The organism is Rhizobium sp. FKL33, from assembly GCF_005222915.1.
Classification (GTDB): domain Bacteria; phylum Pseudomonadota; class Alphaproteobacteria; order Rhizobiales; family Rhizobiaceae; genus Rhizobium_E.
Window position 1 is genome coordinate 52411 of the sequence record NZ_STFX01000001.1, and the last position, 26676, is coordinate 79086.

Consider the following 26676-nt stretch of genomic DNA (forward strand, 5'->3'; position numbering starts at 1 on the left):
GCCGGCCGAAATCTGAATCGGATTGAATGCGAGCCGGGAAGACATTAGGCGGCCTTCATCTTCAGCTTGGTAAGGGCTTCACCCAGAACAACGCGGCCACCGACGCGGCGACGGGTGAGGATCTTCACAAGGCCGTTGCCGTAGCCAACCTTGTAATCGGTGTCGAATTCGAAATCGACGCGATCGGCGATGGTGTAGCCCGATGCAAAGTCACCGAAGAGGATCGGCGTTGCGCCGGCCGCGACGTTCGGCATGTCCTTGGCCTCGATGATAGGACGGCCGAGAAGGGTCGGCGGCTGGCCTGCGGCGAGCGACTGCTGCCACAGGTAAGAGCCGTCTGCGTCCTTCAGCTTGCGAATGCGCGCCATCGTGGCGAGGTTCATCATCCAGACGCCGGAAGAGGCGTAGGGCGTCGAGAGGCTGTAGAAGAGATCAATCAGTTCATCGGCGGTGATTGCGGTCGTGCTCGCCGTGGTGACGCCGGCCGCAACGTCGGCGGACGTGAGAATGCCTTCGGCCTGCGTGGTGCCGTTGCCGTTGATGAACCAAGCGCCTTCCTTCTGGCCGTAGCGCTTGGCGAGGTAGTCGCGAAGGAAGCCTTCGAGGTTCACGACGCTGTCTTCGAGCATGGTGCGCGAGACAGGAACGATCACCGACATTTCGAACGGCTTCAGGTCGATGCTGTCGAAGGTCGGCTCGCTTTCCGGGCGCGCGCTGGTTTCGGTGACTTCACCGACGGTCACGTCGTTGACGAGACGCGGCCATTCCAGAAGCGAGCCGTTCATGCGGGTGACGTTCGCCACGCTGCGAACCGGCGAGAACTGCATGAGCCTCTGGATAATGGTGGCGCGGAATTCATCGGGAATCAGAACGCCGCCCGTCGAGGTGGTCAGGGCCTTTTCTTCCCTGCGGCCGGTGCGGAGGAAGTCGAAGAAGGCTTTCTTCTCTTCGCCGTTTTCGTTTTCGCCGGCCGGCTGATTGTTGTTCGCGCCGCGAAGGCGGTTCGACTTGGCTTCGACGGCGTCGAGGCGCGCCTTCACGGCCTTAAATTCTTCGGCGCTAACAACCGGATCGCTTTTGGTTTCCGGTTCGTTCTTCATTTCTTCGGTGTGCATTTTGAGTTCCTCAATTACAGATTTAACGACGGTGACGCGCGCGCCGGGATGAACCGGACGGCGGCACAGGCTGATTTCGTTGACGGTGATTGACTTGAAGACGCGGCCACCTTCGGGACGCTCTTCGAAGCCGTTGTGTCGGAAGCCGATCGACAAGCCTGTGATGGTGCCGAGCTTCAAGGCGCGGTGTGCATCACGGGCGGGTTTGACGCCTTCCAGAAACAAGCGGCCTTTGACTTCAAGCCCCTTGTCGGTCTCGGCGAAGGATTCCCAAACGCCGATTGCTCCTTTGCCTTGCTCATGTTCCATGAGCATGGGCATGGTGTTGGCATAGCCGAAGGCTCCCTTTTCGATCACGTCGCCGACGCTGTCAGGCGCGCCGAACGGCCAAGCAAGGCCGGTCACGGTGCCGGCGTCGTCGATAGAGATCTCGGCTTTGATTTCGAGGTTTTCGGTGTCGCTCATGCTGCTGCCTCATTGTCCAACGGTTGGACAGGTGCGGCCGGCGAGCCGTTCCAGCGCGCATCGAGGATATCGAGCGCAAGCGGGACGATCTCGGCGAAGGGGCGATCATTCACATAGGTCTCGACAAGAGTGTGCGCCTTCTCAGGCGAAACGCAGCCGCCGATCAATCCGAGCCGGATGATCTGCGTCATGTCGGAAACGTAGAACAACGAATTGACCATGCGGAGATAGAGCGCGCCGACGCCGACGCCGGTCAGTCGCTCAAGTTCGGTGGTCGTGGTGTCGGTGAGTGCGAAGGTATAGGTCGCGTCACCGAAAAAGGCGGTGTGCTTCATTCGGGGCGCTTTCCAACGATGCCGCCGGCCGCGTAGCTCTTCACTTTTGACGCAAGCATTTCGGCGTTCGTCCAAACCGCCTTGCCATGGAAGCCGGCTTCCATGTCGGCTCCCTCGCGGGCGCGAATTTGGACGCATCCAGCCATGTCGTCGCCGAGAAACTCGCCAACAACTTCGTGAATTGCCTTGGCAAGGGCAGGCTTGAACTTCTCATCGAGTTCGCGTTCGAACTTGTCGATCCAACTGTTGAGATCGACGATTAGGCCGGCCGGAAGATTGTCATTCATTGGGACTCGTCCTTTTGTTCGGGATTGGCCGGCGAGGGCGCGGCCGGCGTCGTGGTAATGTGCGGATTGGCGAGGCTGTCGCCTTCGGGGTGCGCCGGCATGTTCAACATGCTGCGGACTTCGTTGCCGGTGGGCGCGCCCATGCTGCGATACTGTCCGAGCGCCGTGGCCTTCGTGGCGAAGTCGGCGGTGAGAAGGTCGTCGGGGATGAATTCGATATAGAGGCGTTCGCGCTCTTCGGGCGTGAGAAGGCAACGCGCATAGGCCCAAGCCCATGCCGTAAGCCACGGCTCAAGGGTCATGGTGTAGAACTGGCGCGCCATTTCTTCGGTATTCGACCATGTCCCGCGCGTGAGTTCAAAAAGCATGGTTGGCGGGATACCGAAGGCGCGGGCAACTTCGCGGATCTGCTCAAGGCGGTTCTCGGCGAACTGCGCATCGGCGAAGGTGTTCGCCAACTGTTGCGCCGTCATCTTCTCGTCGAGGATGGCGACGCCGTTCGCGTTATCGCCGGAGTGCTGTTCGTGCCATGCGCTCATGAAGTTGCGCTTGCCTTCCGGTGTCATGAACTTGTCGGTCATGACCACGACGGACGGCCGGCCGCCGTTGGCGTAATAAGTGGCGAGGTGCTTCTCGGCTGAGATAGCCAGGGCGATCGCTTCACGGCGAAGCTTGATCGGCGACACGCCGCCGATCGGCTGAATATGCAGAATGTCGGGATACTCGAAACGGACTTGGCCGCGCTCTTCCGAGACGATGTAGAAAGGCGTTCCGTCGTCTTCCTGTTTAAATTGGACCTTGGCCGGGTCGACGCGAAGCAGTTCGAGCGGCCGGTCGTCGCTGGCGCGGTTGACCACGGCGTAACCGTTGCCATGAAGCAGGGCGTCGATTGTGAGATCGACGCGAAGCTGAGCGGCGCTTGTCCAGCCGTTCGCCTCGCCGTGAATGAGCTTGAAGGCCGGGTGCTGGCGTTCGGTCTCTTTCGTGCCGGTCTTGTAGAGTTTGGCAGGAAGATCGCCGATCTTTCCAGAGATCAATTTGACGGCGTGAGCAACGGCCGGAACTTTCATGGCGCTCGCGACGGTGACGCGAACATTAGAGACGGTCGGAATGACGTTGAAAATATCGAATGCTTCGGGGTCCGTCAGGGTGACGGCCTTTTTCACTTCGGCGTTTCGGCCGAAGAGGTTTCCGATATTGAGGAATGAAGACGCCATATTTGCCAAGCCTGTTTAACAAATTGGCAATATTGTCCCATGGGTGATTCGAGGCGGTCAAGACCGAAAATGAAATAATTCCTATATTGAGAGGAATTTATTCAGGTGCGGCGTTCGCGGTGATGATGTCGCGCACCTTGTCCATTTCTTCGGCAAGGCCCAAGAGCTTCAAGTCGCTGCCGCCGTAGTCGTCGGCCGAAGATCCTGAAGAGCGGCCGGTGATGTAGAGCGCCGCCTTGTGACTTACGCCGGAGAAGAGGGCGTCTTCGAACAGGTGTCGAAAGCCATGGTTCGGCGGTGGCATGTCATCGCGGTTCGGGAAGACCTTCTCATGAATCCATTCGCGGATGCGCTGATCTTCATTCTTGCCGCCGGGGAAGAGCCGGCCGGCGGGTTGAGCCTTCACCCACTCGATAAAGCCTTCCTTGATCAGGCCGTTATGAACCGGAACCTTGCGCGCCTTGTGCGTCTTCGTGGTGCGACCGTCGCCGACGCGAATGTGAATGAACCAATGGCCCTCAACTTCGATGATATCGGCCTTCTCAAGCGGCGTGATCTCGTTCACGCGCGCGCCAGTGTGCGCGATAATCCACGGTATCCAGCGGAAGCTTGACCGGGTCGCGGTTCGCGCGAATTCGAGTAGGTGCCGCGCTTCCTTGAGGCTGTATGTCCGGTCGGCGCTGTCCTGTCTCTCGACGACGGGCAAGTCGAGGAATTGCAGCGGAAGGCCGGCCGGGAATAGCTCGCCCTTGTGCTGTTTGTGCGCCCATGAAAGCACTGTGCGGATAGCGGTGATTTTGTCGTGGATGGTCTTACGGGATAGCTTGCCGGCCGTGAGCATGTCGTCGCGCCATGCCTCGCCCTGTGCGAGCGTCACTGTCGCAACTTCCTTGCTGCCCCTGTGTATCTCAAACTCTTCGATGGCCTTGCGGTATTTGGTCAGGGTTGCCGGTGCCTTTTCGCGGCTGCGTAAGCCGAGCGCGGTGATGCGTTCCTGTTCCTTGATCACGCCTTCGAAGGTCAGGGCCGGGCGCTTCGTAGATGATGGCGCGACGATCGGCGGCAACGGCTCCGGGGCGGGCTGAAGTAGCTCCGGGGTTCTGGCGTCGGGCGGATAGACTTCGCCCTTGTCGCGGCTCTGTGAGACGGCCAAGGCGTCGAGGCGGACGTTCGCCAGCACCTTGAGAAGTTCGGCGCGCTTCGTCGGCGTCGAGGCGTCCGCCAAGCCGCGCGCGATGAGGTCTTCGGCTGCATAGCCGATGAGGGCTTCGGCCTCTTCGTCTGTGACGATGCCGGCCGCGACTAGCCGGAGCTTGTCGCTGTAGATGCGATCTTGATTGCGGAGCGTCTGGCGCGGCCCAATGGCGCGCTCCATGAGATCGAATTCCAGTTCGGTCGCAAAAGTCGCTTTGGCTGCGCTCGATACGGTCGGCCGTGATGCTTCATAGTGTTTGCGGGCAAGCGATAGCTGGCGATCAAAATCGGCGAGGATGGGCCGGGACCGCTTCAAGGCTTCACGCGGATCAGCGCCGAGATATTCTTCGAGCGCGCTGCAGGGCGGCGTTCCATCCTTTTTCAAGACGAAGGGGCGAAGTTCTACCGGGACGATGATTCGTGCGCGGTATTGGCCTCGATTGAAATCGATGTGCCTGCCTAACTTCTGTCGATCCGGTTTCATGTCCTGCAACGCCTGTTTTGTGGCAATCTTTGTAGCAGGTTTTGAAGCGAAACGTCGAGATTTGCAAGGCTTCCCGAGATCCTCAGGCTGTTCAAATGGTCGGAGTGGAGAGATTCGAACTCCCGACCCTCTGGTCCCAAACCAGATGCGCTACCAGGCTGCGCTACACTCCGATCGTCTGAACGCGCTCCGATTACACGCTTGGCGGGGTCGCCGCAACAGCAAAATGTCGGAAATCCGCGTGGATGAACAAGGGCTGCGGCGAAGCCCTTGTTTGCGGCGGTCAGGGCGCGGCGGCTTTGGCGATTGCAGGGCTCGCCACCGTGTCGCCCACGGCTATCCCGAGCTTGGCCGCCAGCCCGCCGTTGATTTCGAGCACGAATCTCACCGGCGCATGCGAATCGATGATGTCGTCGGAGAGCGGCGTCGTCTCGGCGCGGATATGGCGGATCAGGCCCGACCCGTCGATGAACAGCATGTCGAGCGGGATATAGGTGTTGCGCATCCACATATAGACGGGGCGCGTTTCGCCGAAATCGAACAGCATGCCGCGATCCTGCGCCATGCTCTTGCGGTCCATCAGGCCGATGCGGCGTTCCTCCTCGGTGGCGGCCACTTCGACCGTGAAGGTCGCGGAGCCGCCCGAAGCCCTGGCGATCGTCAGCGTCTCGCGATTCGGCAGTTCGGTCGCCAGTGCGGCGAGGGGACACAAAAAAAGCGCCAGGACGGCGCTTTTCAGGAGAGTTCTGCGGAGGATCACGTCAATGCGCCCGGTTGATCGGGGTCGCGACGTCGGGATGGATCTCGGCGGCCATCAGGCCCTTGTCGCCGTCGCCGAAGCGCACCAAGACGGTCTGGCCCGGGCGAAGCTCGGTGATGCCGTAGCGGCGCAGCGTTTCCATATGCACGAAAATGTCTTCGGTGCCTTCACCGCGGGTCAGGAAGCCGAAACCCTTGGTGCGGTTGAACCACTTGACGATGACACGCTCGAGCCCGCTCGACGGCGTCACCTGCACATGGGTGCGCACCGGCGGCAGCTGCGACGGATGCACGGCGGTGGAGGTGTCCATCGACAGGATCCGGAAGGCCTGGAAGCCGCGGTCGCGTCGCTGGATCAGCGCCACCACGCGGGTGCCTTCGAGGATTGTCTGGTAACCGTCGCGCCTCAGGCAGGTCACATGCAAGAGCACGTCGCCAGAGCCGTTGTCCGGCACGATGAAGCCGAAACCCTTGGCGACGTCGAACCATTTGATCACGCCCGTGATCTCGATGAGATCGACGGGATCCGAGGCCATCTCCTCAAATATGGAGATATTCTTGGAAGAAATCCTATCCGCCATCCTGCCTTGCCCCTCTACGCGTCACATGCTCGGTTAACTGATTCTTCATTTCAAAGATTAACATCCCGAAATGATACATATGCAAGTCCTGGGTGTTGCATTCCCGGACGTTTTCCTGCCAGAAATGCCTTGCCTCAAGCTGGTCTTTTGGCCAGAACTGGCGCCAATTGTTCGCTGATGAGGAAATCCAATGCGTTATCTCCACACCATGGTTCGCGTCAAAGATCTCGACGCTTCGCTCGATTTCTATTGCGGCAAGTTCGGCCTTCAGGAGGTCCGCCGCATGGACAATGAAGCGGGTCGCTTCACGCTGGTTTTCCTGGCGGCGTCCGAGGATGTCGAGGCCGGCAAGGCGCATTCCGCGCCGCTGCTCGAACTCACCTATAACTGGGATACGGAAGATTACACCGGCGGCCGCAATTTCGGTCACCTCGCTTATGAAGTCGACGACATCTACGCGCTCTGCGCCTCGCTGCAGGAGAAGGGCGTGGTGATCAACCGTCCGCCGCGCGACGGCCGCATGGCCTTCGTCCGCTCGCCCGACGGCATCTCCATCGAGATCCTGCAGAAGGGCGGGGCGCTCGCGCCGGCCGAACCCTGGCTCTCCATGCCCAATACCGGCGTCTGGTAACCTTTTCTTCACCAAGCCCGCCTATCCACGGGGTGGCTGTCGTTCGCCGAGGCAAAGCGCCGGAACACTGTTCTGGCGCAAGTTTCACGGGGCATAACGGGGTCGGTGCGACGCCTTACGGTGGGCTTTGTCGTGCGATCACGCATATGTGACGTCAGTTTACAATGCGCGATGAGTGCTTTAACACTTACGCAAGAACGAGAACAGGCCTGGCGGGGATGGATAGTTGGGATTGAACCGGATCATGTCGTTCGTATCGAAGCCAGCAATCCGGCTCGCTATTCTGCTCGCCTCCGTCGCCTGCGTCAGCTCCTGCATGTCCTCGCCCGGCATGGAGCTCGCCTCCATCCAGACCAATGACGCGCCCCGCGCCGCCGCCGCACAGAAGAGCGCCGCTTCCACGCCCTCCGACGCCTCCAAGATCGCCAGCCAGGCTTACGCCGACATCCAGTCGATGAGCGCGCGGGACGCCTCCGTGGTGCCGCAATCCTGGAGCGAGGAAGAAAGCAACGGCGAGCCGCTGCAGCCCAATGTGGCCGCCGCGCAGAACAGCATTTTCTCGACCCGCTCGGCCCAGCCCCAGAACGGCCAGCCCGCCGGCGTCAACGCCGCGCAGAACAGCATCTATGCCGGCGCGGTTGCACAGTCGCGCGACATGGGCGCGATCCCGCTGCCGAACGCCGACATCGCCAGCGAGGCGCAGGATCTCGCGCTCGCCGGTCTGCCCATTCCCGAAGAACTCGCCAGCGCCGATCCGGCCCAGGCCCAGGGCCAGCAGGCCGCGGCGATGCCATCCTATCAGACGGCGCTTGCCGACACCGAAGCCGAAGAAAAGCCCAAGCCCGCCCCGCGCAGCCGCCGGGTGAAGTCGCTCGCCGATTTCTTCCGCTCTTCGATCGACGAGGACGAGACGGAAAACACCAAGACGGCCTCGTTCAACCGTTCACGCTTCGGCGAGTCGTCACGCAAGCTGAGCACATCCTCCATTCCCAATATGCGCACCGCCGGCCTCGGCGGCGAGGATCTGCCCGGCGTCAACGCCATGATGCCGACCGCCCGCGCTCCTGAGGGCATCGACGAAGACGACCGGCCGGCCGGCCTGATGAAGCTCGCCTCGCTTTCTGGCATGGCGCGGCTGGGGCCGAACGGGCTGTGGACCCAGACCGACGAAGTGCAGGTTTCCTGTCTTCGTCCGCAGCTGGTCAGCATGCTGAAGATGGTCGAGCAACGCTATAACCGTCCCGTGGTCGTGACCTCCGGTTTCCGCGATCCCCGGCACAATCGCGTCGCCGGCGGCGCGCGGCATTCGCTGCACACGCTCTGCGCCGCCGCCGACATTCAGGTGGAAGGCGTCTCCAAATGGGAGCTCGCGGATTTCCTCCGCTCGATCCCCGGCCGCGGCGGCGTCGGCACCTATTGCCATACGCAGTCCGTGCATGTGGATATCGGCAGCCAGCGCGACTGGAACTGGCGCTGTCGCCGCAGCTCGCGTCGCAGCTGATTCTGCTTTGAAAATCTGATCTCCCGCCCGCATGCGCCAATTCGGCCCATGGATTTTGAGCCCGCGAGACCTTATGTCCTCTGAAGCGGCGCACAGCCGTTCGCGCGGATTTGAGAAGGAGCAGCGTCATGGCCCAATTCGACATCGCCGTCATCGGCGGGGGTCTCGCGGGATCGATCGCAGCGATCGCCTTTGCAGGGCAGGGCTTCAGCGTGGCGCTGATCGCGCCGGGGGGCGGCGGCGACCAGCGAACCACGGCGCTGATGGACGATTCCATCCGTTTCATCGATTCGCTCGGCCTGTGGGACAGCGTCCGGCCGCATGCGGCGGCGCTCAGCACCATGCGCATCATCGACGGCACCGACCGGCTGTTGCGCGCGCCCGTCGCCTCCTTCCGCTCGAGCGAGATCGGGCTGGACGCCTTTGGCTACAATATTCCCAACGCGCCCTTTCTCGACGTGCTCGCCGAGCGCATCGCCGCGACGCCGGAAATCACCCGAAAGGACACGGTGGTCGAGGCCTTCGATTTCGAGGGTGAGATCCTCAGGCTGACGCTGGCGAATGGCGAGATCATCGAAGCGAAGCTCGCCGTCGGCGCTGACGGCAAACAGTCGCCGACGCGCAAAGCCGCCGGCATCGGCGTCAAAACCATCGCCTATCCGCAAACGGCGCTGGTGGTGAATTTTTCCCACGACCTGCCGCATCAGAACATCTCCACCGAATTCCACACCGAGACCGGCCCCTTCACCGCCGTGCCGCTCGGCGATCTGAGATCGAGCCTGGTCTGGGTTGTCAGGCCCGAACAGGCGACGGATCTGCTCGATATGACGGAGGAGGCGCTCAACCGCCGCATCGAGGAGAAGATGCAATCGTTGCTCGGCAAGATCCGCATCGAGGCCAAGCCGCAGGCCTGGCCGCTGTCGGCAATGACCGCCGAGCGTTTCGGAAAGGGCGCCGTGGTTCTCGCGGGCGAGGCCGGGCACGCTTTCCCGCCGATCGGCGCGCAGGGGCTCAATCTGTCGCTGCGCGATATCCGCGACGCCGTCGATCTCGCGGTCAAGGCGCGCGACGCCGGCCGGTCGCTTGCGATCGGCGAGGCCTATGACCGGGCGCGGCGTTTCGACGTGGTCAGCCGCACGGCGGGCGTCGATCTGCTCAACCGCTCGCTCTTGTCGAATTTTCTGCCGGTGCAGATGCTGCGCGCGGCCGGCATCCATCTTCTCACCAGCCTGCCGCCGCTCCGGCATTTCATGATGAACGAAGGCGTCTCGCCGGGCCGGGCCTTCAAGCGGCTGCCGGAACTCTTACGGGAAAAGGTCGGGCGGCAGCGCGCCTGACTTGAACAGATAGAGCGCGCCGGACACGCTGGCGACTGAGATCACCGTGGTGATCAGCACCGCCGCCGAGGCGCGCTCCTGCCAGACGCCATATTGCTGGGCGATGACGAAAACATTGGTCGCTGTCGGCAGCGCGGCGAGCAGCACCGCCGTTTCCACCCAGATCGCCGGGTAATCGCCTGTGGCGCTCATCGCTAGATACATCAGCGCCGGCAGCACGGCGAGCTTCAAGGGCGCCAGAGCATAGATCTCCTGCGGCACGCGTTTGAGCGGCCGCAGCGCCAGCGTCACGCCCATGGCAAACAGCGCGCAGGGGGCGGCGGCCAGCGCCAGATTGTCGATCATGGTCTCAAGCACGCGCGGCGCGGAAAAACCGGTCGCGGCGGCGGCAAAGCCCGCGGCGGTGGCGATGATGAAGGGATGGGTGACGATTTTACGTCCGACATCTTTGGCCAGCGTCAGCGGCGGGCGCTTTTCCTGCCCGTCAAAGGCCATCAGCGCCGGCGCCGCGATGAAATGCGCCATGTTCTCGAAGGCGAAGATCAGCGCCAGCGGCAGCGCCGCCTGTTCGCCGAAGGCGGCGAGCGCCAGTCCCGGGCCGAGATAGCCGATATTGCCATAGCAGGCGGCGAGCGCCTGTATGGTCGATTCGCCAACCGGGCTGCGGCTTATGAGGCGCGCGAACAGGAAGGCGATCGCGAACACCGTATAGGTGGCGGCGAGGCTCGTGAGGATGAAGTCGAAGCGGGTGAGATCGGCGATCGGCGTGCGGCCGATGATCTTGAAGAACAGCGCCGGCAGGGCGATGTAGACGATGAAGAAATTCAGCCAGCCCAGCGCCGCCGCATCGAGCTTCCTCAGCCGACCCGAGATATAGCCGAGCAGAATCAGGCCGAAGAACGGAATGACGAGGGCGGAGATCTCGGCCATGCTCCCGCTTTCTCAGCCGATCCGCGACAGGATCGGGAAGGTTTGCTGGAACCAGATGGCGACGTCGCCGATATAGCCGAAGATGAAGGCGAGGCCAGTCAGCACGAGAAGCGCCCCGAGCGCCTTTTCCACCAGCCCGAGATGACGGCGGAAGCGGGTGAGGAAGGCGAGGAACGCCCCGGAGAAGCCGGCCGCCAGCCAGAAGGGCAAAGCCAGCCCCAGCGAATAGACCGACAGCAGCGCTGCACCCTGGCCCACCGTGTCGCTCGCCGCCGCGACGCCGAGAATGGCCCCGAGAATCGGGCCGATGCAAGGCGTCCAGCCGAAGGCGAAAGCGAGGCCCATCACATAGGCCCCGGTCCAGGTGGCCGGCCTGCCGCCCGACTGGAAGCGCGCCTCGCGCGAGAAGAACGGGATGCGCACGAGGCCGAGGAAATTCAGCCCCATCAGGATGATCAGCAGACCGCCGATCTGGGCGAGAATGTCGATATGCTGGCGCAGCGCCATGCCGATGGAGCTCGCGCTTGCGCCGAGCGCGATGAAGACGGTGGAAAAGCCGAGCGTGAAGAAGACCGAGGCGATCATCACCGAGCGGCGCGGCCGGCGATTCCCCGTCGTCTGGTCGGGATTGGCGAATTCATCGATCGATACGCCCGCCATATAACAGAGATAGGGCGGAACCAGCGGCAGCACGCAGGGAGACAGGAAGGACAGGGCGCCGGCGATCAGCGCGCTCAGATAGGAAATATCGGCGCCAGCCAAGGCGGCCTCCTTGCCGTAGGGATCTCGGGCGCTGTTTATCCGAGCCCGCCGGGCTGCGCCAGTCACCATTTGTTGACGACGGTACGCCGGCCCAAAAAATCTTCGCCGAACGGGTTGACCGGCCCGGCGGCTTTACTTATGACACGCCCACTTCCAAGGGACGGCGCTTCGCCGGTTTCGAAATTGGGAGAGCGTAGCTCAGCCGGTAGAGCAACTGACTTTTAATCAGTAGGTCATGGGTTCGAATCCCATCGCTCTCACCACCTTCGTGATCACCTTGCGGGGGCGATTAGCTCAGTTGGTAGAGCGCTTCGTTTACACCGAAGATGTCGGGAGTTCGAGTCTCTCATCGCCCACCAAATTCTTCCTGTAGCTTCATGAACATACTGGATTTGCTGGCTTTCCGCAAGACGGGCTGCTACAAAAAAGGTTCACGTATGGCGATCAAGCGAAGGAGATGGGTCATGACTGGCCCGTGGCCTCATCCTCACTCCGGGATACTCTACTTCAGGAAGGCGACACCCACCGACCTGTGGAACCAGCGTGACAAACTTAAGGCTCTCAAGCTGAAGGTGAGTCGCGAGGTCCAGCGTTCTCTCAACACGAGGGACCCCAAGGCCGCCGCGTTGGCGTACAAGAAGGTCAGCATCGAGTTTGAGGAGATGTGGGCGAGGTGGCGTTCTATGCTGAGCGACAGCCCCCTTCGGCTGACCCATAAGGACATCCACGCCTTGGCTGGTGAGGACGCCCTTGAGTTCCTTCGAGCAAAGGAGGCTGACCCCGGTGAACTCCGCATCTGGCAGCAACTTGTCCAACGCGAGGTGGACCAAGAGTTGGGGAACTGTAAGCCAGGACCCGGCCTCGATAGGCAGAGACTTTTCGAGATGGGCCAACGGCTGCAAGCGCTCCACAGGTTCGACGCTCTCGATAAGATACAGGCCATGCTGGGGCAGGAAACAAAGGGGTCTCCGACTCACCGGGTTCTTGAGAGCCTTAGGTGGCAGACTGAGGAGATACTAAGGGTCTGGGGCGTGGCGAGGGCTAACGCTCTTGTCCGTAAGATGGGCGTCAAGCTGGACGCAGATACGATGGCTTCTCTTCGAGCCCGATGCGGCGAGCGTCTTTTGGATGCTCTAGCAAGTCTCCGGGTTCGCTGGGAGGAGGGCGATTATAGCGAACCCGCATGGGCTCAGCGCATTCCCGCCTACGAGGGACCCAAGCCTGCCCGTAGCACTACGTCCGCCGCGCCCCTGAAGCTTACCCTTGAGGCGATTGTGGACGAGGAGGAGCGACGGGGCCAAGACAAGACCGCCCTTATGGCCTCTCGGCGAGGCAAGGCCATCGCCACCATCAAGAAATACCGCCGGATCGTCCAGGAGTTCTCCACCTTCAGGAAGAGCGAACTCGCTGCAACGGTGGCCGTCTCTGAAGTAATGCGGTGGATGGAGGCGCTCCACAAGGCTGGTGCTTCGAGAACCACCATTAGAGACAAGGCCAACACAATACGAGCCGTGACGCAATGGGGGCAGCGCCAGACTAGCGGCCAGCTCTACCCTGATGGCTTCCCGCTAGAGGACCTAGCCGTCCCAGACCGTGATGCCGTCGATAGTCGGTCTCGGACATACAGTCTTGACCAGGCGGCGACTATTCTCAAAGCAGCCCGTGGAGAGACCCTTCCTGAGAGACGCTGGGTTCCATGGCTCATGGCGTACTCAGGGATGAGGGTGGGGGAGGCGGCCCAACTGACGAAAGAAGACTTCGTGGAGGTCGAGGGCCACTGGTTCGCCCATGTTCGCTCCGAGGGTGAGCGCACTACGAAGACGCACAAGTCCCGCAAGGTCCCCATCCATTCCGCCGTCGTGAAAGAGGGGCTGATTGTCTTTGTTCAAGCGGCTGCGCCAGGTCCGCTGTTCCCAAAGCGTACCCAGGCCAACCTCTATGAGTGGATCACAGAGACAGTCCTAGCGGACGTGGATCACGTGCCTCCCGCAAGCCATGCGTTCCGGCACCTGTTTGAGGACCTGTGCCGCCGTCACCGGGTCGATCCTGAAGCCTCGCATTACATCGCAGGGCGGGCATTTGGCAAAGAGCAGGCAGAGCTGGCGGCAAGTTCGGCGCGGGGCTACGGCGGATCAGACGTGATGCTGAAGGGGTATGCGGAGGAGGTGGAAAAAATCGCCCCCATCATCCCCTCTCGCTCTTGACGCCACACCCCGTAGGCTGCTGGATAGGGTTTGGTTGCCGCCTTGATTTCATTGCTCGCTTTAGGGGAGCTGGAGATGAGCCGCATGCGCTTTTTGCCTGCCGCTTCCGCCGCCGTTCTGTTGGCCCTGCCTACTGTGGCGGCGTTTCTTGTGCTGCCCGGTAGTCGTTGGGACGCGAAGGTCCAGGCCAAGTGCTCGGGGCTGGTGGAGCGCCTGGGGAAGGAGGCTGCGGACTACGATTTGTGCTCTCGTGACGGCAACTATCGCAACACCCTACAAGACGCCGCAAATCGGGAATATCTTAGCCGCTCGCTTGAGATGCTCAGCAAGAGCGCGGAGGCGATCAACAGTGCTTCGGATGCCCTAACCCTCTACCGCTTCCAGGGAGTGGCTCCATCACCTAGTGCTGACGCTGTGCTTCCCGCAGCCAGCCGCCCCAGCCGCATCATCTACAGCCTCGACGCGGCGTATTTCTCTGCCCCAGATCCCGCCGAAGATCTGGCGGTTTGGACGGTGAGCGGGAAGAACTCGGCGGACACCCGCTCGCCATATGTTGATGTCGAGCTTGATGGCATTCCTTCGAGCTATCTGCGGCGGTTATGGGCCTGTGACTACCTCCTGCTTGAGAGGGTGGAGAGTACCTGCCGCGTCACGGTGTTCTTGGAGAGGGTGCCAGATGTTGGTGGAAATGGTTTGCTCGATGAATACGCGGCTGTTGCCATCAGGGTTCGCGTCCCTGACGCCGCAGCCAGGAAAGAAATACGGATTGCAACGCGGGTTGATCCATAGTGGCGTTCGCACATTGACCTCTCGGCTTTTGGCGGCGACTGTTCGCGCCAACCCTATTAAAGCTCGGGAAATATTGTGACCCAAGTGAATATCCAAAGAAAAATGGGCTTGATGGATGTTAATCGTTTCCTTCTGTCCTTGATTTTTGGGCCGCAAAGCGTCTTCTGGTTGCGTAGGGGGAGTAACAAATGCATCAGGCAGTCAAGCAAATCATGGAAGAGCTATATCGCGTGGAGCAGGCGGTACGATCCCTTCCGGAAAAACGTCGCCTTTCAGAAGCGTTTGTGTGGCATATACCGACGCTGAGTACAGACCAACTAGCAGACCTTCCACTCATGCTGGCGGACTCGCTCAAAGAGTCTGATATTGATGAGCCCACCGAGGAAATGCTGGAATATCTCGCACCAGTCGTTGGTTCACTTCAGGCCCTATACGCGAACATCATCCCTGGTCTGGCGAATGGGAATGCGACGCACGCGGTTGGAGCGTATGTCGGGACGATGAGTTATTGCGAATTTATCATCCGATCGATTAGCTCCTGGGGGCCGCCGGACCCAAATATGCTGCCAAATCAGCTTTTGAGGAGGCTGAATAAAATCGATCGCGATATCACCGGGATTGCTCCGACGACGGACGAGCTGAAAGCGAAGCTGGCGCAAATCTTAGCTGCTCATGAGGCGGCTGTGGAACTGCCCGGCACTCTGCAAGAGCTGCGGTCTGCTCAGGCTGAGTTGCGCAACGCGGCAGCCTCCGCATCGAATGCCCTCGGCAGGATATCAACAATTGAAGAAAAGGCTTTTGCTAATTTAAGTCACATTGAAGAGGTAAATGACTCTTCAAACAAGCTTCTAGCTCAGGTGAACGAGGCGCATCGCATAACGACAAGCATAGGCCTGGCCGCTGCATTTGATGATCGGGCGAGAAGGCTGAATTTTTCTCTATATATATGGGTGGGTGGATTAGCATTAGCGCTGGTCGTCGCAATGATTGTCGGCTATTTTCGTTTGTCGATTATGCGTGAGGTACTGGCAGAAACGCCGCTAAGCCCGACAAAAGTATGGGTGCAGTTTATACTTTCCGCGCTGAGCATAGGTGCTCCGGTATGGTTTGCGTGGATGGCTACCAAACAGGTGAGTCAGAGATTTAAGCTTTCAGAAGATTATGCCTATAAGGCGTCGATCGCAAAGGCCTATGAGGGATTTAGGCGACAAGCCGTCCGCATTGATCCAGAGTTTGAGAAAGTCCTTTTCGCGTCCGCTTTGGTTAGGCTTGATGAGGCCCCCTTGCGCCTTATGGAGGGCGCTATTCATGGCAGCCCTCTACATGAGGCCGCTGGCAATGAGGCGGTGAAATCTGTACTGGCAGGCATAAGAGACCGGATCTCGGCAAGAAAGACTATCAACAAACCGGACGCCCCCGATTGAAGGCAGCGGACGTTTGTCTCGCTCATTTGGCTGGCATGTCTTGAGCAGGGAGGTTGCGTCACTGCAAGATCAGTCTACTCCACCTAGAGAGCCCCCGTGCCCGTTGGGTTCTCCACCAGGGCAGCCATCAGCCTCAAATAGCCCATGCCCGTTGTCGCGGACACAAGCGCCAGTTCAAGTGGGGCCTCATGGATCTGATCGAAAGGTGCTCCATGTCGATAGGGATGGGCTTCTTTGACCCACGCCTCAAAGGCTGCCAGCATTCTAGTTACCTTGTCCACGGCGTCCGGGAAGCTGCTATAGCGCTGGAGGAGGAGGGGCTTTATGTGTTTGTCGATCATCTGGGCATTAAGGCGGTTCGCGTTAGTGGCCCCAGCGGCCACGAGGCTGGCGGCCTCCACTGCCTCAAAAACACCTCTGATTAGCCCTTTGCCACTTCTCGCCGTAACACCGAGGCACCTCAGGCCATCTTCAAGGGCTGCCCGCGCTGCTGTAAGCCGTGGGCTTGAAAGGGCCGCTATGGTGCTCTCGGCCAGATACGTAAACTCCTCATCCACGAGAAAATGGACGCCACCTAGCTCATCCACCCTATAGTGCAGATCTTCCTCAGCAATGATTTCTCGGATTTGATTGAGCAGGGAGGGAGGATTGTTCAGTGTCGGAAACATAGCCTTGTAAGCCCGCTCCAAAAGCGTCAATGCGCTTAAGAAGTCGCCGACAGATATTTGTAGCCAGAATTTACGATAGTCGCTTCCATAGCCCCCATACGGCACCTCGACGCCTAAGCGCCTTAGGACATCATCGCCGAACTTCTCTCGCTCGTCCCTTGGAAGTGCCTCGTTACAGAGTTGGTATACTCTAAGCCGCGCTCGCTGGCTGTCAGGCAACTTTATCGCTGATCTAAGATAGTTCAGCCTAAATAGCTCCCCGTCTATCGGTCCGGTTGTCAATGGAGCTCCTCTTTTGGTTGAGTTCAGACATTGAAATGCACATTTTATGACGATAGGGCGTGACTATGGCTTTCGCAATCATCCAACCAATTGGATCAGCGCTCATCCACCGACATCTCTCTATCCCACGATCTCCCGCTTGATCTTGACCCTCAGCCCCGTCGCCGGGTCCCGCTTGATCTCGTGGACAAAGAGCCGCCCCTCGGCGTCCCACTCCATGCCCCGCTTGAGCACCGGCAGTCTGGCCCACTGTTCCAACGTGGAGAGGCCCGTGGGCGGATAGGGAGGCGGAGGGCCGTCGATAGCGTCGAAAAATCCCACGACTAATCGCTTAAGCCGGGACCACATGGTCTGCCTCCTGGTCTCCGCGTAGACGCTTTGCTAACCGCCCAAGGGTAGACATCGAGCATCCTGTTGCCGCCGCAATGCTTCGCCAACTCTGCCCGGCCGCCAGCAACTTCATTATGGCCGCGTTGCGCTCTTCGTCTTCTGGCCGCCCCTTGTAGTCTCCACGCGCCTTGGCCTTCTCGATACCTTGAGCCTGCCGCCGCCGTCGATCATCGTAGTCCTTCCGCGCAATGGCGGCCAGCATGTCCAACATCATGCCGTTGATGGCCTCCAAGATGCGCGACTGCACATCATCCCGCTCTGCCGTTGCGAGCATCCAAGAGGTTGGGAGATCCAGAGCAACCACCCGAACCTGCCGCCCCGTGATCTCGTCTTTGAGACGCTGCCAGTCGGCGGCATTTAGGCGACTTAGGCGGTCTACCTGTTCGACCAGGAGGATGTCTCCAGGTTCGGAGTCGGTGAGGAGGCGGAATAACTCTGGCCTCTTGAGAGAAGCGCCGCTCTCGTTCTCTGCGTAATAGCCCGCGACCCTTAGGCCCCGCTCTTGGGCAAACCTGGCGAGGTCGGCCCTCGCTCGGCTGGCGTCCTGCTCTTTGGTGCTGGCGCGGAGGTATGCTCGCACTAGAGTCATGCTCAAAGCTCCCTTGCTTCGCTTTAGGTGCTTCGTTATGTCATGCTTCGTTATGAGTGGTCAAGGAAATTTTCGAAGCACCCTTCGACATAGCTCCGCCGCGCTTCTCTTCAAGCATACCTTATCGAAGCGCATGAGGGCGGGACTTTGAAACGGACTCGCGGCCTGTTGGTCCGGTGTCTTCCTGCCTGTTGGGCACCTCGGCAACTGCCAAAAAGTAATAATCGGAGGAAATGATCCTGCTACAGTGCGCAATAGTAAATATTCGGAATTAAACGGTGATACAACATTGCGCAATAGTGATAATGTGGCAATAATATATTACTATCACATTCATCATCATCGTGAAAGTGGGAGATTTTACGTGGTGACCATGGATGAGTATTATTGAATTGACGATTTCGCCCGATGTCTTACATTAGGTGCATCGCAGGTTGGCGATAGGTTCACAACGGTTTGAAGGAAGAACTCAATGTTTACTTGGCGGGAACGGCTTTTGATGGCTCTAGGGTTCAAGGACGCCTATGTCGAAACCAACTGGAGCAAGCCTTCAGAATGGCGGCGTGATCGCTGGGAAGAGGGCGGATGCCACTTTCTGGACTTTGGCCCCATTCATCTGGTCTATCAGGCCTAAAGCATTTCCTTACGATCCCAACGCCAAGAGGCCGCCCGCAAGGCGGCCTTTTCGCTATGTCTAAGGCTTGAAGCGGCGATAAGGCCTCGATGCACTACAAACCGCACCACACCGGGCCACGACCGCTTACGCTAAACGGCTGATTTCATTGCGGCCATCCGCAAGGTTTGAGACTTCTCGACTGTCTCTAACTTTAGGCTAACGCCGCGTCCGCCATATGGAAGAGATCAGCCAGGCGCGAATGGAAGTCCGCCAGGGCACAGGCCCCCTTAAACCGCCTTACCGCACGGCCAATCAGGATGAAGAGCAAATCCTCACGGGCTTCACCAGGCCGCGCTATGGCGTCGATTGGCAGGGAGCGCTTGGAGGCCCCAACGCCATGGCGCAAGGTCCAACCGCTCGTCCCCGATTGGAGGTTGACCTGGAGCGGCCACAGTTCGGAGATGATGGCGACTTGCGGCGCGGTTAGCGTGATCCAATCCACGCCGATCCGTAACGCGATTTCTCCCTCATCCGCCTCATAAGCCTCATCGACATAGCGCGGCAGCTTTTGGGCAAGGACCATTTGAGCCGTTATGGTTTGCATCATGTGCTTAAACCTAGAGTTATTGCCGCCACATGATCCGACTGGACGGACGCAAGGTCAATTCAGAAATATTCACAGTGTGTTAGAGGAAGGTGCGGCAAGTGGCAATAATCCGGGAAGGGCATACGTTCCTGCCGCAAAGCGCAACTTGTGGAATGTGGCAACATGTGCGGTCCTGCCAGAAAGGACATTGTGTGGAATATGAGGGTACCCCTGGAGGGGGGAATGCGCCGTCGCGTTGCCACGTATCCCAGATGTCGCGTGATCGACCCCTAGTGACGGTCCGGGGTCGGCTCCGCCTTCGGATGAGACACCAATCATCTTCACCACCGCAGACCGTAAGAGCCTCATGCAACCCCTTACGGTCTTCGCAGGTCGGCCGCCTACCGTAAGTGCTGGAGGTGATCATGAAGTCCCCACCTCGCGTCCCTCCGCAATGTCCGACACCAAGCTCCCACATCCTGCTCCCCCGCCATGCTCCCCACAAAGCCTCCCCGCCGCGCCTAACCCCATGTCCACACATAGCGCCCAACGCCACGCAGCCGCTCTAAGCGGGGCAGAGACACAAAGCTGGTCAATGGAAGGGACGTGGGGTGGATCGCAGCGCCGGGCCAAGGGGGAGGCGATAGGAGGGGACGTTGGGGTGGACGTGGGGGTGGGGACTTGAGGTCCTGTGGTGAGGATGGTTGACTAGCTCCAGTCGGCTCAGCCTCCCCCCCATCTCGACCAATTAGTCCGGCACATCAAGTCAATCATTCGGAGCACTAAAGCTCAGTGTCTCCGCCGAAGGCAACCCCGTGTTCCCCACCAGGTGAAAGGAGATGATGAGAGACCTATCTACCTAAAGGGGGAACCAGGGGGCCTTAGGAACTACAACTTATTGGCTCTTGATACTGACGGGAAGTTCCACCCCGAGTAGCATCTTTGAGTTCTCCCGCATGATTGCCGCCACGTCCTCCGCCTGGCTGCGGGGCGAGAGGACAGCATCATGGAGTGGCAAGCCGACCAGTCCTCGCTCGCCGAGGCGCATCAAGACGGAGACCAGCAATGTGGACTCCAGGAACATGAGTTCCAACCCCAAGTCCTTCCCGAAGGCATCTCGCAGCCGTGGGTGCTTGTCCTCCATGGCCCTGACCAGAAGCTCAGCACTCCACGATGCACCGAGCAGTTCCCTGAGGTCGGCATTCAGGGCCTTGAGAGGTGTCGCCCGTGAGAGGAGGGAGAGGAGAGCAAGCTTGGCGGCGTCTCGGCTCATGCCGTCAATCTCGTAGGGGTCCACTTCAGGGAGGGGCAGGCCGAGGAAGCAGTAAGCAAGGTTCGGATAGGCAGACTTGTAGTCCACCTCCGCGATCTCTTCCCCGCCGATTGTTATGTCCTGCCTGTCCGCCTTCGAACACCACAGCCACGGCCCTCCGCCGAATAGCCGCCCGCCGAGCGTGAAGCTCTTGGGATCGGCACCATGCCGCAGGATAAAGTTGCGCTTCAGGTGAATGGGAGGGAGGTTCTTACCACGCATCCTGATGTCCGCCGCATTAAGGCCCTCGTTGATCGCCGCCATTTCCCTCCGCATCGATATGGTGATGTCGGTGTCCTGATAATCTATGAGGTCTTTCGGAGGCGGCTTGCCTCCCAGAGGCTTGGCGTTCTCCCGACGGGCGTACAGCCAGATTGACTCATCGCCCTCTGCGCGGCCCAAGTCTGTGAGTTCCACACCCGCCGCATCGAGCAGCGTCAGCAGTTCGCTGGTTGGCAGGACGGTGGTTGTCCTCCGCCGATAGGCGTACTCAAATCGCTGGACCAAGCCGCTCCTCTCCATCTGCTGGAGCGTTTCCGAGAGTAGGCGCTTAGGGAAGTCGCTTCGGTCATATCGCGTCTTCCCCCTCCTGATTGCCGTGGGCACCGCCAGCCTCGTGTCCGCGTTCTTGAGCGGCACCCTAGCCATCAGCGCGAGGTTAGCCAGGACGGTGGAGACTGCCGCCTGTCGCCGCTGCACTGCGTCCGTCTTGGACCACTGAAGCCCAAGGCCAGACTCTAGGCGGCCACCGATCTGAAGCGCCACGTCTGCCAAGGGTTTACCGTCAAGAGGCTCAAGGTAGGGATCGAAGAAGAGGGCGGGGGTGGTATCCGGCGACCACCTGGAACCGGTTGCCTCATCCTCCTTCATCGGTTGGGACACCAAGCGGTCTCGGCGTGCTTCCACCAATTGGTGCCTTCAAGCTCTGGCATCCTCTGCTGCCCGAGGATCAACGGCGGGGCTAGTTCAAGCGGAACCGGAGTGTCCGCCCGCTGCGCTATCACCAGCCCCAACTTGGCGGCTTCCTTTGCCCGTGCCGCGTCGTGATCGGGCTTTCCATCCCAGTCGGGAGCGGTCACCTGTAGCCGTAACTCGGAGACGGCAGCGCGGAGCGTGGGGACAAACTCGCTGCCCTTGTACAGGTCGCCCTTCTTGTTCATGACTCCGTTATTCGCGACGATGGTGCGGAGGTCAGCATTTCCTTTCAGACCCTTGGTGTGGACGATGACCCGAAGGCCGGACCTGTCGTATTCGCCCAGCACGGCGGCGATGGCGGCCATGCGGATGTAATCTTCCGCGCCCATGATGCCCCACATGCAGAAGACACTGGTGGGGAGGTTCTCGTGGTCGTCTCGGATCGACACACCCGCCGCGACGAGCTTATGGTTCTTGGCGAGGGGAGCAGACATGAAGGTGCTCGGCGCTGTGAGCGTCTGAATGTTGATGCGTCGAATGTTCGAAGACATGGGGTGGAGACTCCTGGTTGTGAGGATGATTGAACGTCGTTACTGATCGGATATGACGAGAGTGCAATTCTTTCGCAGTTGACATGTGAATTACGCATACTGAGAGACGCGCTTTAGCAACGAAAAGTGGACTGCTTGTTCACCTACCGTGGGAATTGTTTTGGCGGGTTGTTCTAAACCAAGGCTATTGCTCAGCATGGTCCTGGACATCCTCATCACCGCCCCGTTCACGGCTGGCGTCCAACGCAGCAAACAACCTATGGAGGTTCTCGACGTATTCCCCGAGGCGCTTTTTGTCAGGTAGGCCCTGCTTTGACCCATGCGCGAAAAACTCTGCATTCGCGATGAGCCGCTCCCGGTTCTTCGTCGGCCGGAAAGCCCCAAAGTCCCCATGCAGCGGGATCATGCGATTGTCATACGCGCCGTATTTCACGAGGAGGTATGAGCCCTGGGACCTGAAGTAGGGTCCCATCTGGTAGACCGACTTTCCCGAGGCGCGGGATGCCTTCTTCATGGCTGGGGACGCGGGGATCGCATCGTTATGCGACTTCACGAAGACATATCCATTCAGGTCCTGAAACGGATCGGCTACCACGGCGGTCGCACATCTGGCGGCCTCCAGAAGCACCGCAAACTCGATGGCGCTAAGTCTGCAATTGGTGCGCCGCTCGGTGTGATCGGTGTCATGGTTCGCCATGCCGACCACGATCCCGAAGTGTGGCAGGCCGTTCTTCTCTTCGAGGGTCACCCAACGCCGCAGCCACCTTGGGCTGATGATGTCTCGGCTGGGAAAGGTCCCGGATGCAACTGCCTCGGGGGTGATGAGCGGGGATTGGCGGAAGGTGATGACGCGCCGTCTCATTGATGTCTGCCCTGGTTATAGGATGGAGGGTGAGGGTTGACGGCGCAGCCCGAGAAGGACCAGATGTAAGCTGCGCCGTCGAGCAGGCCTTGTGGCCCGCAACTTGGGAATTACTGGCTGGAGCCGAGACCGAGCGCCTTTCGGAGCTGATCGCCTGCCGACTTCTGGCCCGTATTGTCCAGATATCCCGCCGCAGCCTTGTACTTGTGCTGGAGCATCTGGGTCCGAAGCTCAGGGTTCTCCTCCTGGAGCTTCTTGAAGCCCGCCGTGCGGTACTTCTGGACGATGCCCTGGATGGCGTTGAGCCTGCTTCCAGGTTGCCCCGTCTCACCGTCTGGCATGTCCTCGTAGTCTTTGGACCTGATGAGCTTCTCCAGGGACTCCTTCAGACTCGGTGCACCCTCCTCAGGTTTGGCTGAAAGCTCCTGGTACCTGTCGTAGGCGTTCTGGCCGGACTTCAGGGTTACATCACGCAAATCCATGCCGTTATGCGTCGGCTGGGGCATCGAGAGGCCCTCGTTGGTCTCCAGCATGATGCGGTTGACTTCGGCTTCCACCGGGTCCTCGCTCATGGTGGTCGTCACACCAATACGCCGCGCCACAGGCTCCCCGAAGACATCACGCCGAGGCGGGAGGCCCTTGGAGTAGCCGGGGATGTCTTTGAGCACCCGGTCGAGCAGTCCCCGAGCTTCCCGGAGGTAGGGGTCCTGGTTGCCGTAGCCCCGCAAGGCTGAGGACATCGGGATCATCGAGCTACCCATGTTCCCCACGAACTTCTCCATCTTGTTCTCAGGGTCGCTGAGGGCGTCAACTAGCTGGTTCATGTTGAGGAGGAAGGTGCGATCCGAGAAGTTCCTGGCGAGGGCGATCCCTGTGGCGGTCGCGACGTTGGAAATATCCCGGTGCTCTGGGTCCATGGTGTAAAGCTCGTGGAGGTCCGCCATGATCCCCATCGGCAGGCCAACCGGATCGAACCGGCCATACGGCACATATGTCTTGGAGCCGTCAGCATTCATCACGACCACCGAGTATGGCTTCCAGCCCTGCTCGATGAGCTGCTTACGGAGTTGATCATCCGATGGGCCACCGCCTGTCACCCGGCCGTTTGCGACCAGGAGCCCCGTGGACGCCATGAAGAGGCTACCCAGCGCCATCTGCCCGATAGCCTGAGCCTGCCGCTCCGTCCCCATCTTCCCCAGAAGCATCGCCCGATATTCGCCCTGGATGAGGTTGAGCCCTGGCGTATATTTGTGGGAATATCGCAGCACGTTGATCGGTGTCTTCACGAACGGCAGGACGAAGCCGATAGGCGGATAGTAGGTCCGCAGGTTTCTGATCCCCGCGCCCAACGTCCCAGGAAGAAGCTCCTGGTTAAACGTTGAGGTCTGAGCCTCAAGTAGCGCCTCGGGATCGACTGCTCGCCCCTCATCATCGAAGGCCTGATGGAGGCGGCTTTCCATGAAGTCCTTGAGGTCCTGACCCTTCAGGCCCATCTGCTCGCCAGCGACCGCAGCGCGGGACTGCACAACCGACCTGTAGCGGAGCGTCTTGAAGAACTCGTCCTGTGCCCCGAGGAACCGCGTGGGAAAGCCCGTGACATTGCGGTAGAGGGAGGAGAGGTGGAGGTTATGCCACAAGTTCTCCCAGCTATCGAAGGGCTTGAAGTTCGGAACCCCGAGTGGCTGGTGGGCGGTGCTCGCGGACGGAGCATCGAGCCAGTCCGTCATGTGCGGAGCCAGCTTGGAGTCGCCCTTCATGAACGCCTCGACGCCAGCCTTCCAGCCGTCCGTGATGGCCGCCGCCGTGTAATAGAACTCCTTGGCCGCCTGCTGCCGAACCGCCTTTCCGCCGCTCAGCACGAGAGACCCCAGACCCTTCTCCAGCGGCCGCGCAATCTGCATGTAAACGTTGGAGGTCAGGTTGACGACGTGGGTGGGGTAGAGCCAGAGGAGGCCATTGCGTTGCGAGAATTGCAGCTCGTCCATCACCCGCTTCATCACCGTTGGCTTGGCGAGGTCCTTGAGTTTCTTGGGGTCGCCGCCAGTGGACTGCATGATGTCCATGAACTTCTGGTCGTCCAGAGAGGTCAGGGCCTTGAGCTGCTCTGGGTTCACTCGGAACTCACTGCGCATACGCCTGAGGGAACGACCGGCTGCAGACTTCATGCTCTGAGCCGCAGCGTAGGTCTCCATAGCGACGGACAATCTGCGGCGAGACTCGGCAAGGGCCTTGGCGCTGTCACCACCGAACTCCTCTAGGTTACCCCAGCGAACCTTACGGATGGGATCGAACGCATCAATGAACAAGCGATTGGAGACCAGATAGCCAGCCTCCATGTTCCGCACCATGCCTGCCGCCGCGTCCCCGGCCTGGGCGATCTCCCCCACGACTGCCGTAGGGTCTTCGTTGAAGTAGCGGGCTGCGGCTCGGACCTGGCGTTCGACCTTGGCGTCAGACAGCACGGCACCGCCTTTGACGGCATCGAGTTCTGGCCTCAGGACCTTCTGGGCATTGGCGATGAGGGTGGACACATCCTCGGGGGTCTGGAGCTTCTGCCAGGGGACGCCAGCCTGAGGGGCGGGCTTGTAGCCTTGGCTGATGGCCTCTTCGCGGGAGCCCGCCTGGTCGATGGCCCTGAGGTCCCAGTCCGTGCCGTCCAGGATCGCCTTCATCTGCTCATCGCTGACGGCCTCCGTGGGGAGCGTTTTGGCGGCTGTCGGAGCGTTGCTTGGGAGCGGGGTGCTCTGGTCCACCGTGGTGGAGGCTGGCTCGCTGATCTGGTCTGGAGGCTGGATGCCATCACTGGCCGCCTGGGAGCCCGCCTTGACGCGGACACGGGGCTTCTCGACGGGAGCCACTGGAGGAACCTCCACCGGACGCTCGGCCACCGCCTTCATCTCCTCCGCCACCTGAGGCTGGGCAATCTCTTCGACCACCTTCTTGGCGGCATCGGGGTTCCCACGGCGAGCGAACTTGATGGCCTTGAGCCCCATGGCAAACGCCCCGGCGAACGCGAGGTCCACCCCAGCGCCTTCGAGAGCGTTCTTGAGGCGGCCCTCTGCGGCGCTGTCATCGGGATTGGCCGCGAGGTATTCGGACACCGGGTTCTCCAGGGCGGGGAACTCCTGGATCATGTTCGAGAGGCGGGCCTCATGGGGGTCCATCACGACCGCACCGGCCGCAGCGCCTCTGGCGATCTCATAGCCAACCTGAGCGGCCTTGCCCCCAGCGGCGAACGTCTGGGTGGCCTTGAGCGGGGCCATGAGCTTGCCCGCACCGATGAGCCCGGTGACAAACTGCGAGATGCCGCCAGCCAATGCGTTGGGGATGGAGCGCGATGTCACGTCCTTGTAGTCGGCCTCCACGGCCTGACGCAGGGCGGTCCTGTCGGCTGGATCGGTAGTCTCCCCTGTAAGGCCAGCCATGAAGTCTCGGGTCTGGAAGACGGCCCGTGCCGCCCCACCCATCACCGCCCTCGGCATCTCCGACTGGCTCTCGACGCCGGAGCCGAGGACCCGCGTGGCAGCGGACATGGTGCCTGCATCAGGTGCCGTGCCATAGTCCACCCCGGCAACCGGAGCAGGTTTCGGGGCGGTGACCTCGTTGTAGAGCCTCTGGAAGAAACCCGGCTGCTCCGGGGACTGCGGGTCGGAGCCCTGCGGTTTAACAGGCGGCATGGCCTTAACGCCGTCCTGCATGGCACCTGCGAGCTGGCGCTCTCTGGTCACCTCTTCGACGGCCTGTAGGAACTCGGGGTCAAGGGTGGAGGGTTGTTTGTTGTCTGGCATGGTGTTGGTCCTTTGTTGAATCTAGGCGTGACTCTGCGTTCTCCCTCGGCGCGGACGCCGAGAGAGTTCTCGTGGGGATGGTGAAGAGGGTGATGGTTCGCC

Annotated in this window: 23 protein-coding genes and 3 tRNA genes; 9 read left to right on the top strand and 17 right to left on the bottom strand. The window is 60.5% G+C overall.

Annotated elements, in window-relative coordinates; genetic code table 11:
- Window positions 1–44 precede the first annotated feature (44 nt).
- The 8 genes from E8Q41_RS00300 to E8Q41_RS00335 all read right to left on the bottom strand — a co-directional run bounded on the left by E8Q41_RS00300 (window position 45) and on the right by E8Q41_RS00335 (window position 6437).
- Window positions 45–1580, bottom strand: a complete 1536-nt coding sequence (locus tag E8Q41_RS00300) for a phage major capsid protein (protein WP_137153500.1) — start codon at window positions 1578–1580, stop codon at window positions 45–47.
- On the bottom strand, window positions 1577–1915 hold the full coding sequence (locus tag E8Q41_RS00305; RefSeq protein ID WP_137153501.1) for a gene transfer agent family protein: 339 nt from the start codon (window positions 1913–1915) through the stop codon (window positions 1577–1579). Before E8Q41_RS00305 ends, E8Q41_RS00300 begins: the two co-directional genes overlap by 4 nt.
- A complete protein-coding gene (locus tag E8Q41_RS00310; protein ID WP_137153502.1) occupies window positions 1912–2202 on the bottom strand; it encodes a hypothetical protein in 291 nt (96 codons plus the stop codon). The genes E8Q41_RS00305 and E8Q41_RS00310 overlap by 4 nt, the downstream gene beginning before the upstream one ends.
- Window positions 2199–3419, bottom strand: a complete 1221-nt coding sequence (locus E8Q41_RS00315) for a phage portal protein (RefSeq protein WP_137153690.1) — start codon at window positions 3417–3419, stop codon at window positions 2199–2201. Before E8Q41_RS00315 ends, E8Q41_RS00310 begins: the two co-directional genes overlap by 4 nt.
- A 97-nt stretch (window positions 3420–3516) precedes the next feature.
- A complete protein-coding gene (locus tag E8Q41_RS00320) occupies window positions 3517–5097 on the bottom strand; it encodes a tyrosine-type recombinase/integrase (protein ID WP_137153503.1) in 1581 nt (526 codons plus the stop codon).
- Window positions 5098–5193: 96 nt separating this feature from the next.
- Window positions 5194–5270, bottom strand: a tRNA-Pro gene (locus E8Q41_RS00325).
- 110 nt (window positions 5271–5380) lie between these two features.
- Window positions 5381–5857, bottom strand: a complete 477-nt coding sequence (locus tag E8Q41_RS00330) for a DUF192 domain-containing protein (protein ID WP_246660028.1) — start codon at window positions 5855–5857, stop codon at window positions 5381–5383.
- Between the two features lies 1 nt (window position 5858).
- Window positions 5859–6437: a cold-shock protein gene (locus E8Q41_RS00335; protein ID WP_137153505.1), complete on the bottom strand. Its 579-nt coding sequence runs from the start codon at window positions 6435–6437 to the stop codon at window positions 5859–5861.
- A gap of 190 nt (window positions 6438–6627) precedes the next feature.
- Between E8Q41_RS00335 and gloA the strand changes: the two genes are divergently transcribed.
- The 3 genes from gloA (at window position 6628) to E8Q41_RS00350 (ending at window position 9906) form a co-directional block, all read left to right on the top strand.
- Entirely contained in the window at window positions 6628–7068 is a 441-nt protein-coding gene (gene gloA / locus E8Q41_RS00340; protein WP_137153506.1) for a lactoylglutathione lyase, read from the top strand.
- A 244-nt stretch (window positions 7069–7312) separates the two neighbouring features.
- Window positions 7313–8569, top strand: a complete 1257-nt coding sequence (locus E8Q41_RS00345) for a D-Ala-D-Ala carboxypeptidase family metallohydrolase (protein WP_137153507.1) — start codon at window positions 7313–7315, stop codon at window positions 8567–8569.
- Between the two features lie 128 nt (window positions 8570–8697).
- The gene (locus E8Q41_RS00350) at window positions 8698–9906 is read left to right on the top strand and encodes a UbiH/UbiF family hydroxylase (RefSeq protein WP_137153508.1); all 1209 of its coding nucleotides are present in this window, start codon (window positions 8698–8700) and stop codon (window positions 9904–9906) included.
- On the opposite strand, the gene E8Q41_RS00355 is transcribed toward E8Q41_RS00350, so the two are convergent.
- Both E8Q41_RS00355 and E8Q41_RS00360 read right to left on the bottom strand, forming a co-directional pair.
- A complete protein-coding gene (locus tag E8Q41_RS00355; protein ID WP_137153509.1) occupies window positions 9874–10836 on the bottom strand; it encodes an AEC family transporter in 963 nt (320 codons plus the stop codon). The two genes, E8Q41_RS00350 and E8Q41_RS00355, sit on opposite strands and share 33 nt — an antisense overlap.
- Window positions 10837–10848: 12 nt before the next feature.
- The gene (locus E8Q41_RS00360; RefSeq protein ID WP_137153510.1) at window positions 10849–11598 is read right to left on the bottom strand and encodes a cytochrome c biogenesis CcdA family protein; all 750 of its coding nucleotides are present in this window, start codon (window positions 11596–11598) and stop codon (window positions 10849–10851) included.
- Window positions 11599–11785: 187 nt separating this feature from the next.
- Between E8Q41_RS00360 and E8Q41_RS00365 the strand changes: the two genes are divergently transcribed.
- From E8Q41_RS00365 to E8Q41_RS00385, 5 genes are all read left to right on the top strand, one after another.
- Window positions 11786–11861: transfer RNA gene (locus E8Q41_RS00365), tRNA-Lys, on the top strand.
- 20 nt (window positions 11862–11881) lie between these two features.
- Window positions 11882–11957, top strand: a tRNA-Val gene (locus E8Q41_RS00370).
- A 105-nt stretch (window positions 11958–12062) separates the two neighbouring features.
- Window positions 12063–13802 carry a DUF6538 domain-containing protein gene (locus E8Q41_RS00375; protein WP_170976307.1) on the top strand — a complete coding sequence of 580 codons (1740 nt, stop codon included), beginning with the start codon at window positions 12063–12065 and terminating at the stop codon, window positions 13800–13802.
- Window positions 13803–13877: 75 nt separating this feature from the next.
- Entirely contained in the window at window positions 13878–14591 is a 714-nt protein-coding gene (locus E8Q41_RS00380) for a hypothetical protein (protein WP_137153512.1), read from the top strand.
- Window positions 14592–14779: 188 nt separating this feature from the next.
- Window positions 14780–16015: a hypothetical protein gene (locus E8Q41_RS00385; protein ID WP_137153513.1), complete on the top strand. Its 1236-nt coding sequence runs from the start codon at window positions 14780–14782 to the stop codon at window positions 16013–16015.
- An 83-nt stretch (window positions 16016–16098) separates the two neighbouring features.
- On the opposite strand, the gene E8Q41_RS00390 is transcribed toward E8Q41_RS00385, so the two are convergent.
- Complete coding sequence (locus tag E8Q41_RS00390) at window positions 16099–16965, bottom strand: hypothetical protein (RefSeq protein ID WP_137153514.1); 867 nt, start codon at window positions 16963–16965, stop codon at window positions 16099–16101.
- Between the two features lie 331 nt (window positions 16966–17296).
- A complete protein-coding gene (locus tag E8Q41_RS00395; protein WP_137153515.1) occupies window positions 17297–17944 on the bottom strand; it encodes a recombinase family protein in 648 nt (215 codons plus the stop codon).
- Between the two features lie 499 nt (window positions 17945–18443).
- Between E8Q41_RS00395 and E8Q41_RS26080 the strand changes: the two genes are divergently transcribed.
- Complete coding sequence (locus E8Q41_RS26080) at window positions 18444–18578, top strand: hypothetical protein (protein WP_281405288.1); 135 nt, start codon at window positions 18444–18446, stop codon at window positions 18576–18578.
- A 193-nt stretch (window positions 18579–18771) separates the two neighbouring features.
- Here E8Q41_RS26080 and E8Q41_RS00400 read toward each other — a convergent pair whose 3' ends face one another.
- From E8Q41_RS00400 to E8Q41_RS00420, 5 genes are all read right to left on the bottom strand, one after another.
- Window positions 18772–19167 (bottom strand): hypothetical protein, encoded by a 396-nt coding sequence (locus tag E8Q41_RS00400; RefSeq protein WP_137153516.1) that lies wholly within the window; start codon window positions 19165–19167, stop codon window positions 18772–18774.
- A gap of 874 nt (window positions 19168–20041) precedes the next feature.
- A complete protein-coding gene (locus E8Q41_RS00405) occupies window positions 20042–21328 on the bottom strand; it encodes a hypothetical protein (protein WP_137153517.1) in 1287 nt (428 codons plus the stop codon).
- Window positions 21325–21924 carry a hypothetical protein gene (locus E8Q41_RS00410; protein WP_137153518.1) on the bottom strand — a complete coding sequence of 200 codons (600 nt, stop codon included), beginning with the start codon at window positions 21922–21924 and terminating at the stop codon, window positions 21325–21327. The genes E8Q41_RS00405 and E8Q41_RS00410 overlap by 4 nt, the downstream gene beginning before the upstream one ends.
- Before the next feature lie 184 nt (window positions 21925–22108).
- Complete coding sequence (locus tag E8Q41_RS00415) at window positions 22109–22786, bottom strand: hypothetical protein (RefSeq protein ID WP_137153519.1); 678 nt, start codon at window positions 22784–22786, stop codon at window positions 22109–22111.
- A gap of 110 nt (window positions 22787–22896) precedes the next feature.
- A complete protein-coding gene (locus E8Q41_RS00420; protein WP_137153520.1) occupies window positions 22897–26574 on the bottom strand; it encodes a hypothetical protein in 3678 nt (1225 codons plus the stop codon).
- Between the last annotated feature and the right edge of the window lie 102 nt (window positions 26575–26676).

Excerpts from the sequence above, each read along its gene's own strand:
- E8Q41_RS00420 (WP_137153520.1), bottom strand. The coding sequence starts at position 26,574 with ATGCCAGACAACAAACAACCCTCCACCCTTGACCCCGAGTTCCTACAG.
- E8Q41_RS00385 (WP_137153513.1), top strand. The coding sequence starts at position 14,780 with ATGCATCAGGCAGTCAAGCAAATCATGGAAGAGCTATATCGCGTGGAG.
- E8Q41_RS00400 (WP_137153516.1), bottom strand. The coding sequence starts at position 19,167 with ATGATGCAAACCATAACGGCTCAAATGGTCCTTGCCCAAAAGCTGCCG.
- E8Q41_RS00315 (WP_137153690.1), bottom strand. The coding sequence starts at position 3,419 with ATGGCGTCTTCATTCCTCAATATCGGAAACCTCTTCGGCCGAAACGCC.
- E8Q41_RS00380 (WP_137153512.1), top strand. The coding sequence starts at position 13,878 with ATGAGCCGCATGCGCTTTTTGCCTGCCGCTTCCGCCGCCGTTCTGTTG.
- E8Q41_RS00350 (WP_137153508.1), top strand. The coding sequence starts at position 8,698 with ATGGCCCAATTCGACATCGCCGTCATCGGCGGGGGTCTCGCGGGATCG.
- E8Q41_RS00345 (WP_137153507.1), top strand. The coding sequence starts at position 7,313 with ATGTCGTTCGTATCGAAGCCAGCAATCCGGCTCGCTATTCTGCTCGCC.
- E8Q41_RS00305 (WP_137153501.1), bottom strand. The coding sequence starts at position 1,915 with ATGAAGCACACCGCCTTTTTCGGTGACGCGACCTATACCTTCGCACTC.
- E8Q41_RS00320 (WP_137153503.1), bottom strand. The coding sequence starts at position 5,097 with ATGAAACCGGATCGACAGAAGTTAGGCAGGCACATCGATTTCAATCGA.
- E8Q41_RS00410 (WP_137153518.1), bottom strand. The coding sequence starts at position 21,924 with ATGTCTTCGAACATTCGACGCATCAACATTCAGACGCTCACAGCGCCG.
- E8Q41_RS00335 (WP_137153505.1), bottom strand. The coding sequence starts at position 6,437 with ATGGCGGATAGGATTTCTTCCAAGAATATCTCCATATTTGAGGAGATG.
- E8Q41_RS00310 (WP_137153502.1), bottom strand. The coding sequence starts at position 2,202 with ATGAATGACAATCTTCCGGCCGGCCTAATCGTCGATCTCAACAGTTGG.
- E8Q41_RS00300 (WP_137153500.1), bottom strand. The coding sequence starts at position 1,580 with ATGAGCGACACCGAAAACCTCGAAATCAAAGCCGAGATCTCTATCGAC.
- E8Q41_RS00375 (WP_170976307.1), top strand. The coding sequence starts at position 12,063 with ATGACTGGCCCGTGGCCTCATCCTCACTCCGGGATACTCTACTTCAGG.
- gloA (WP_137153506.1), top strand. The coding sequence starts at position 6,628 with ATGCGTTATCTCCACACCATGGTTCGCGTCAAAGATCTCGACGCTTCG.
- E8Q41_RS00405 (WP_137153517.1), bottom strand. The coding sequence starts at position 21,328 with ATGAAGGAGGATGAGGCAACCGGTTCCAGGTGGTCGCCGGATACCACC.
- E8Q41_RS26080 (WP_281405288.1), top strand. The coding sequence starts at position 18,444 with ATGGCTCTAGGGTTCAAGGACGCCTATGTCGAAACCAACTGGAGCAAG.
- E8Q41_RS00355 (WP_137153509.1), bottom strand. The coding sequence starts at position 10,836 with ATGGCCGAGATCTCCGCCCTCGTCATTCCGTTCTTCGGCCTGATTCTG.
- E8Q41_RS00395 (WP_137153515.1), bottom strand. The coding sequence starts at position 17,944 with ATGACTCTAGTGCGAGCATACCTCCGCGCCAGCACCAAAGAGCAGGAC.
- E8Q41_RS00415 (WP_137153519.1), bottom strand. The coding sequence starts at position 22,786 with ATGAGACGGCGCGTCATCACCTTCCGCCAATCCCCGCTCATCACCCCC.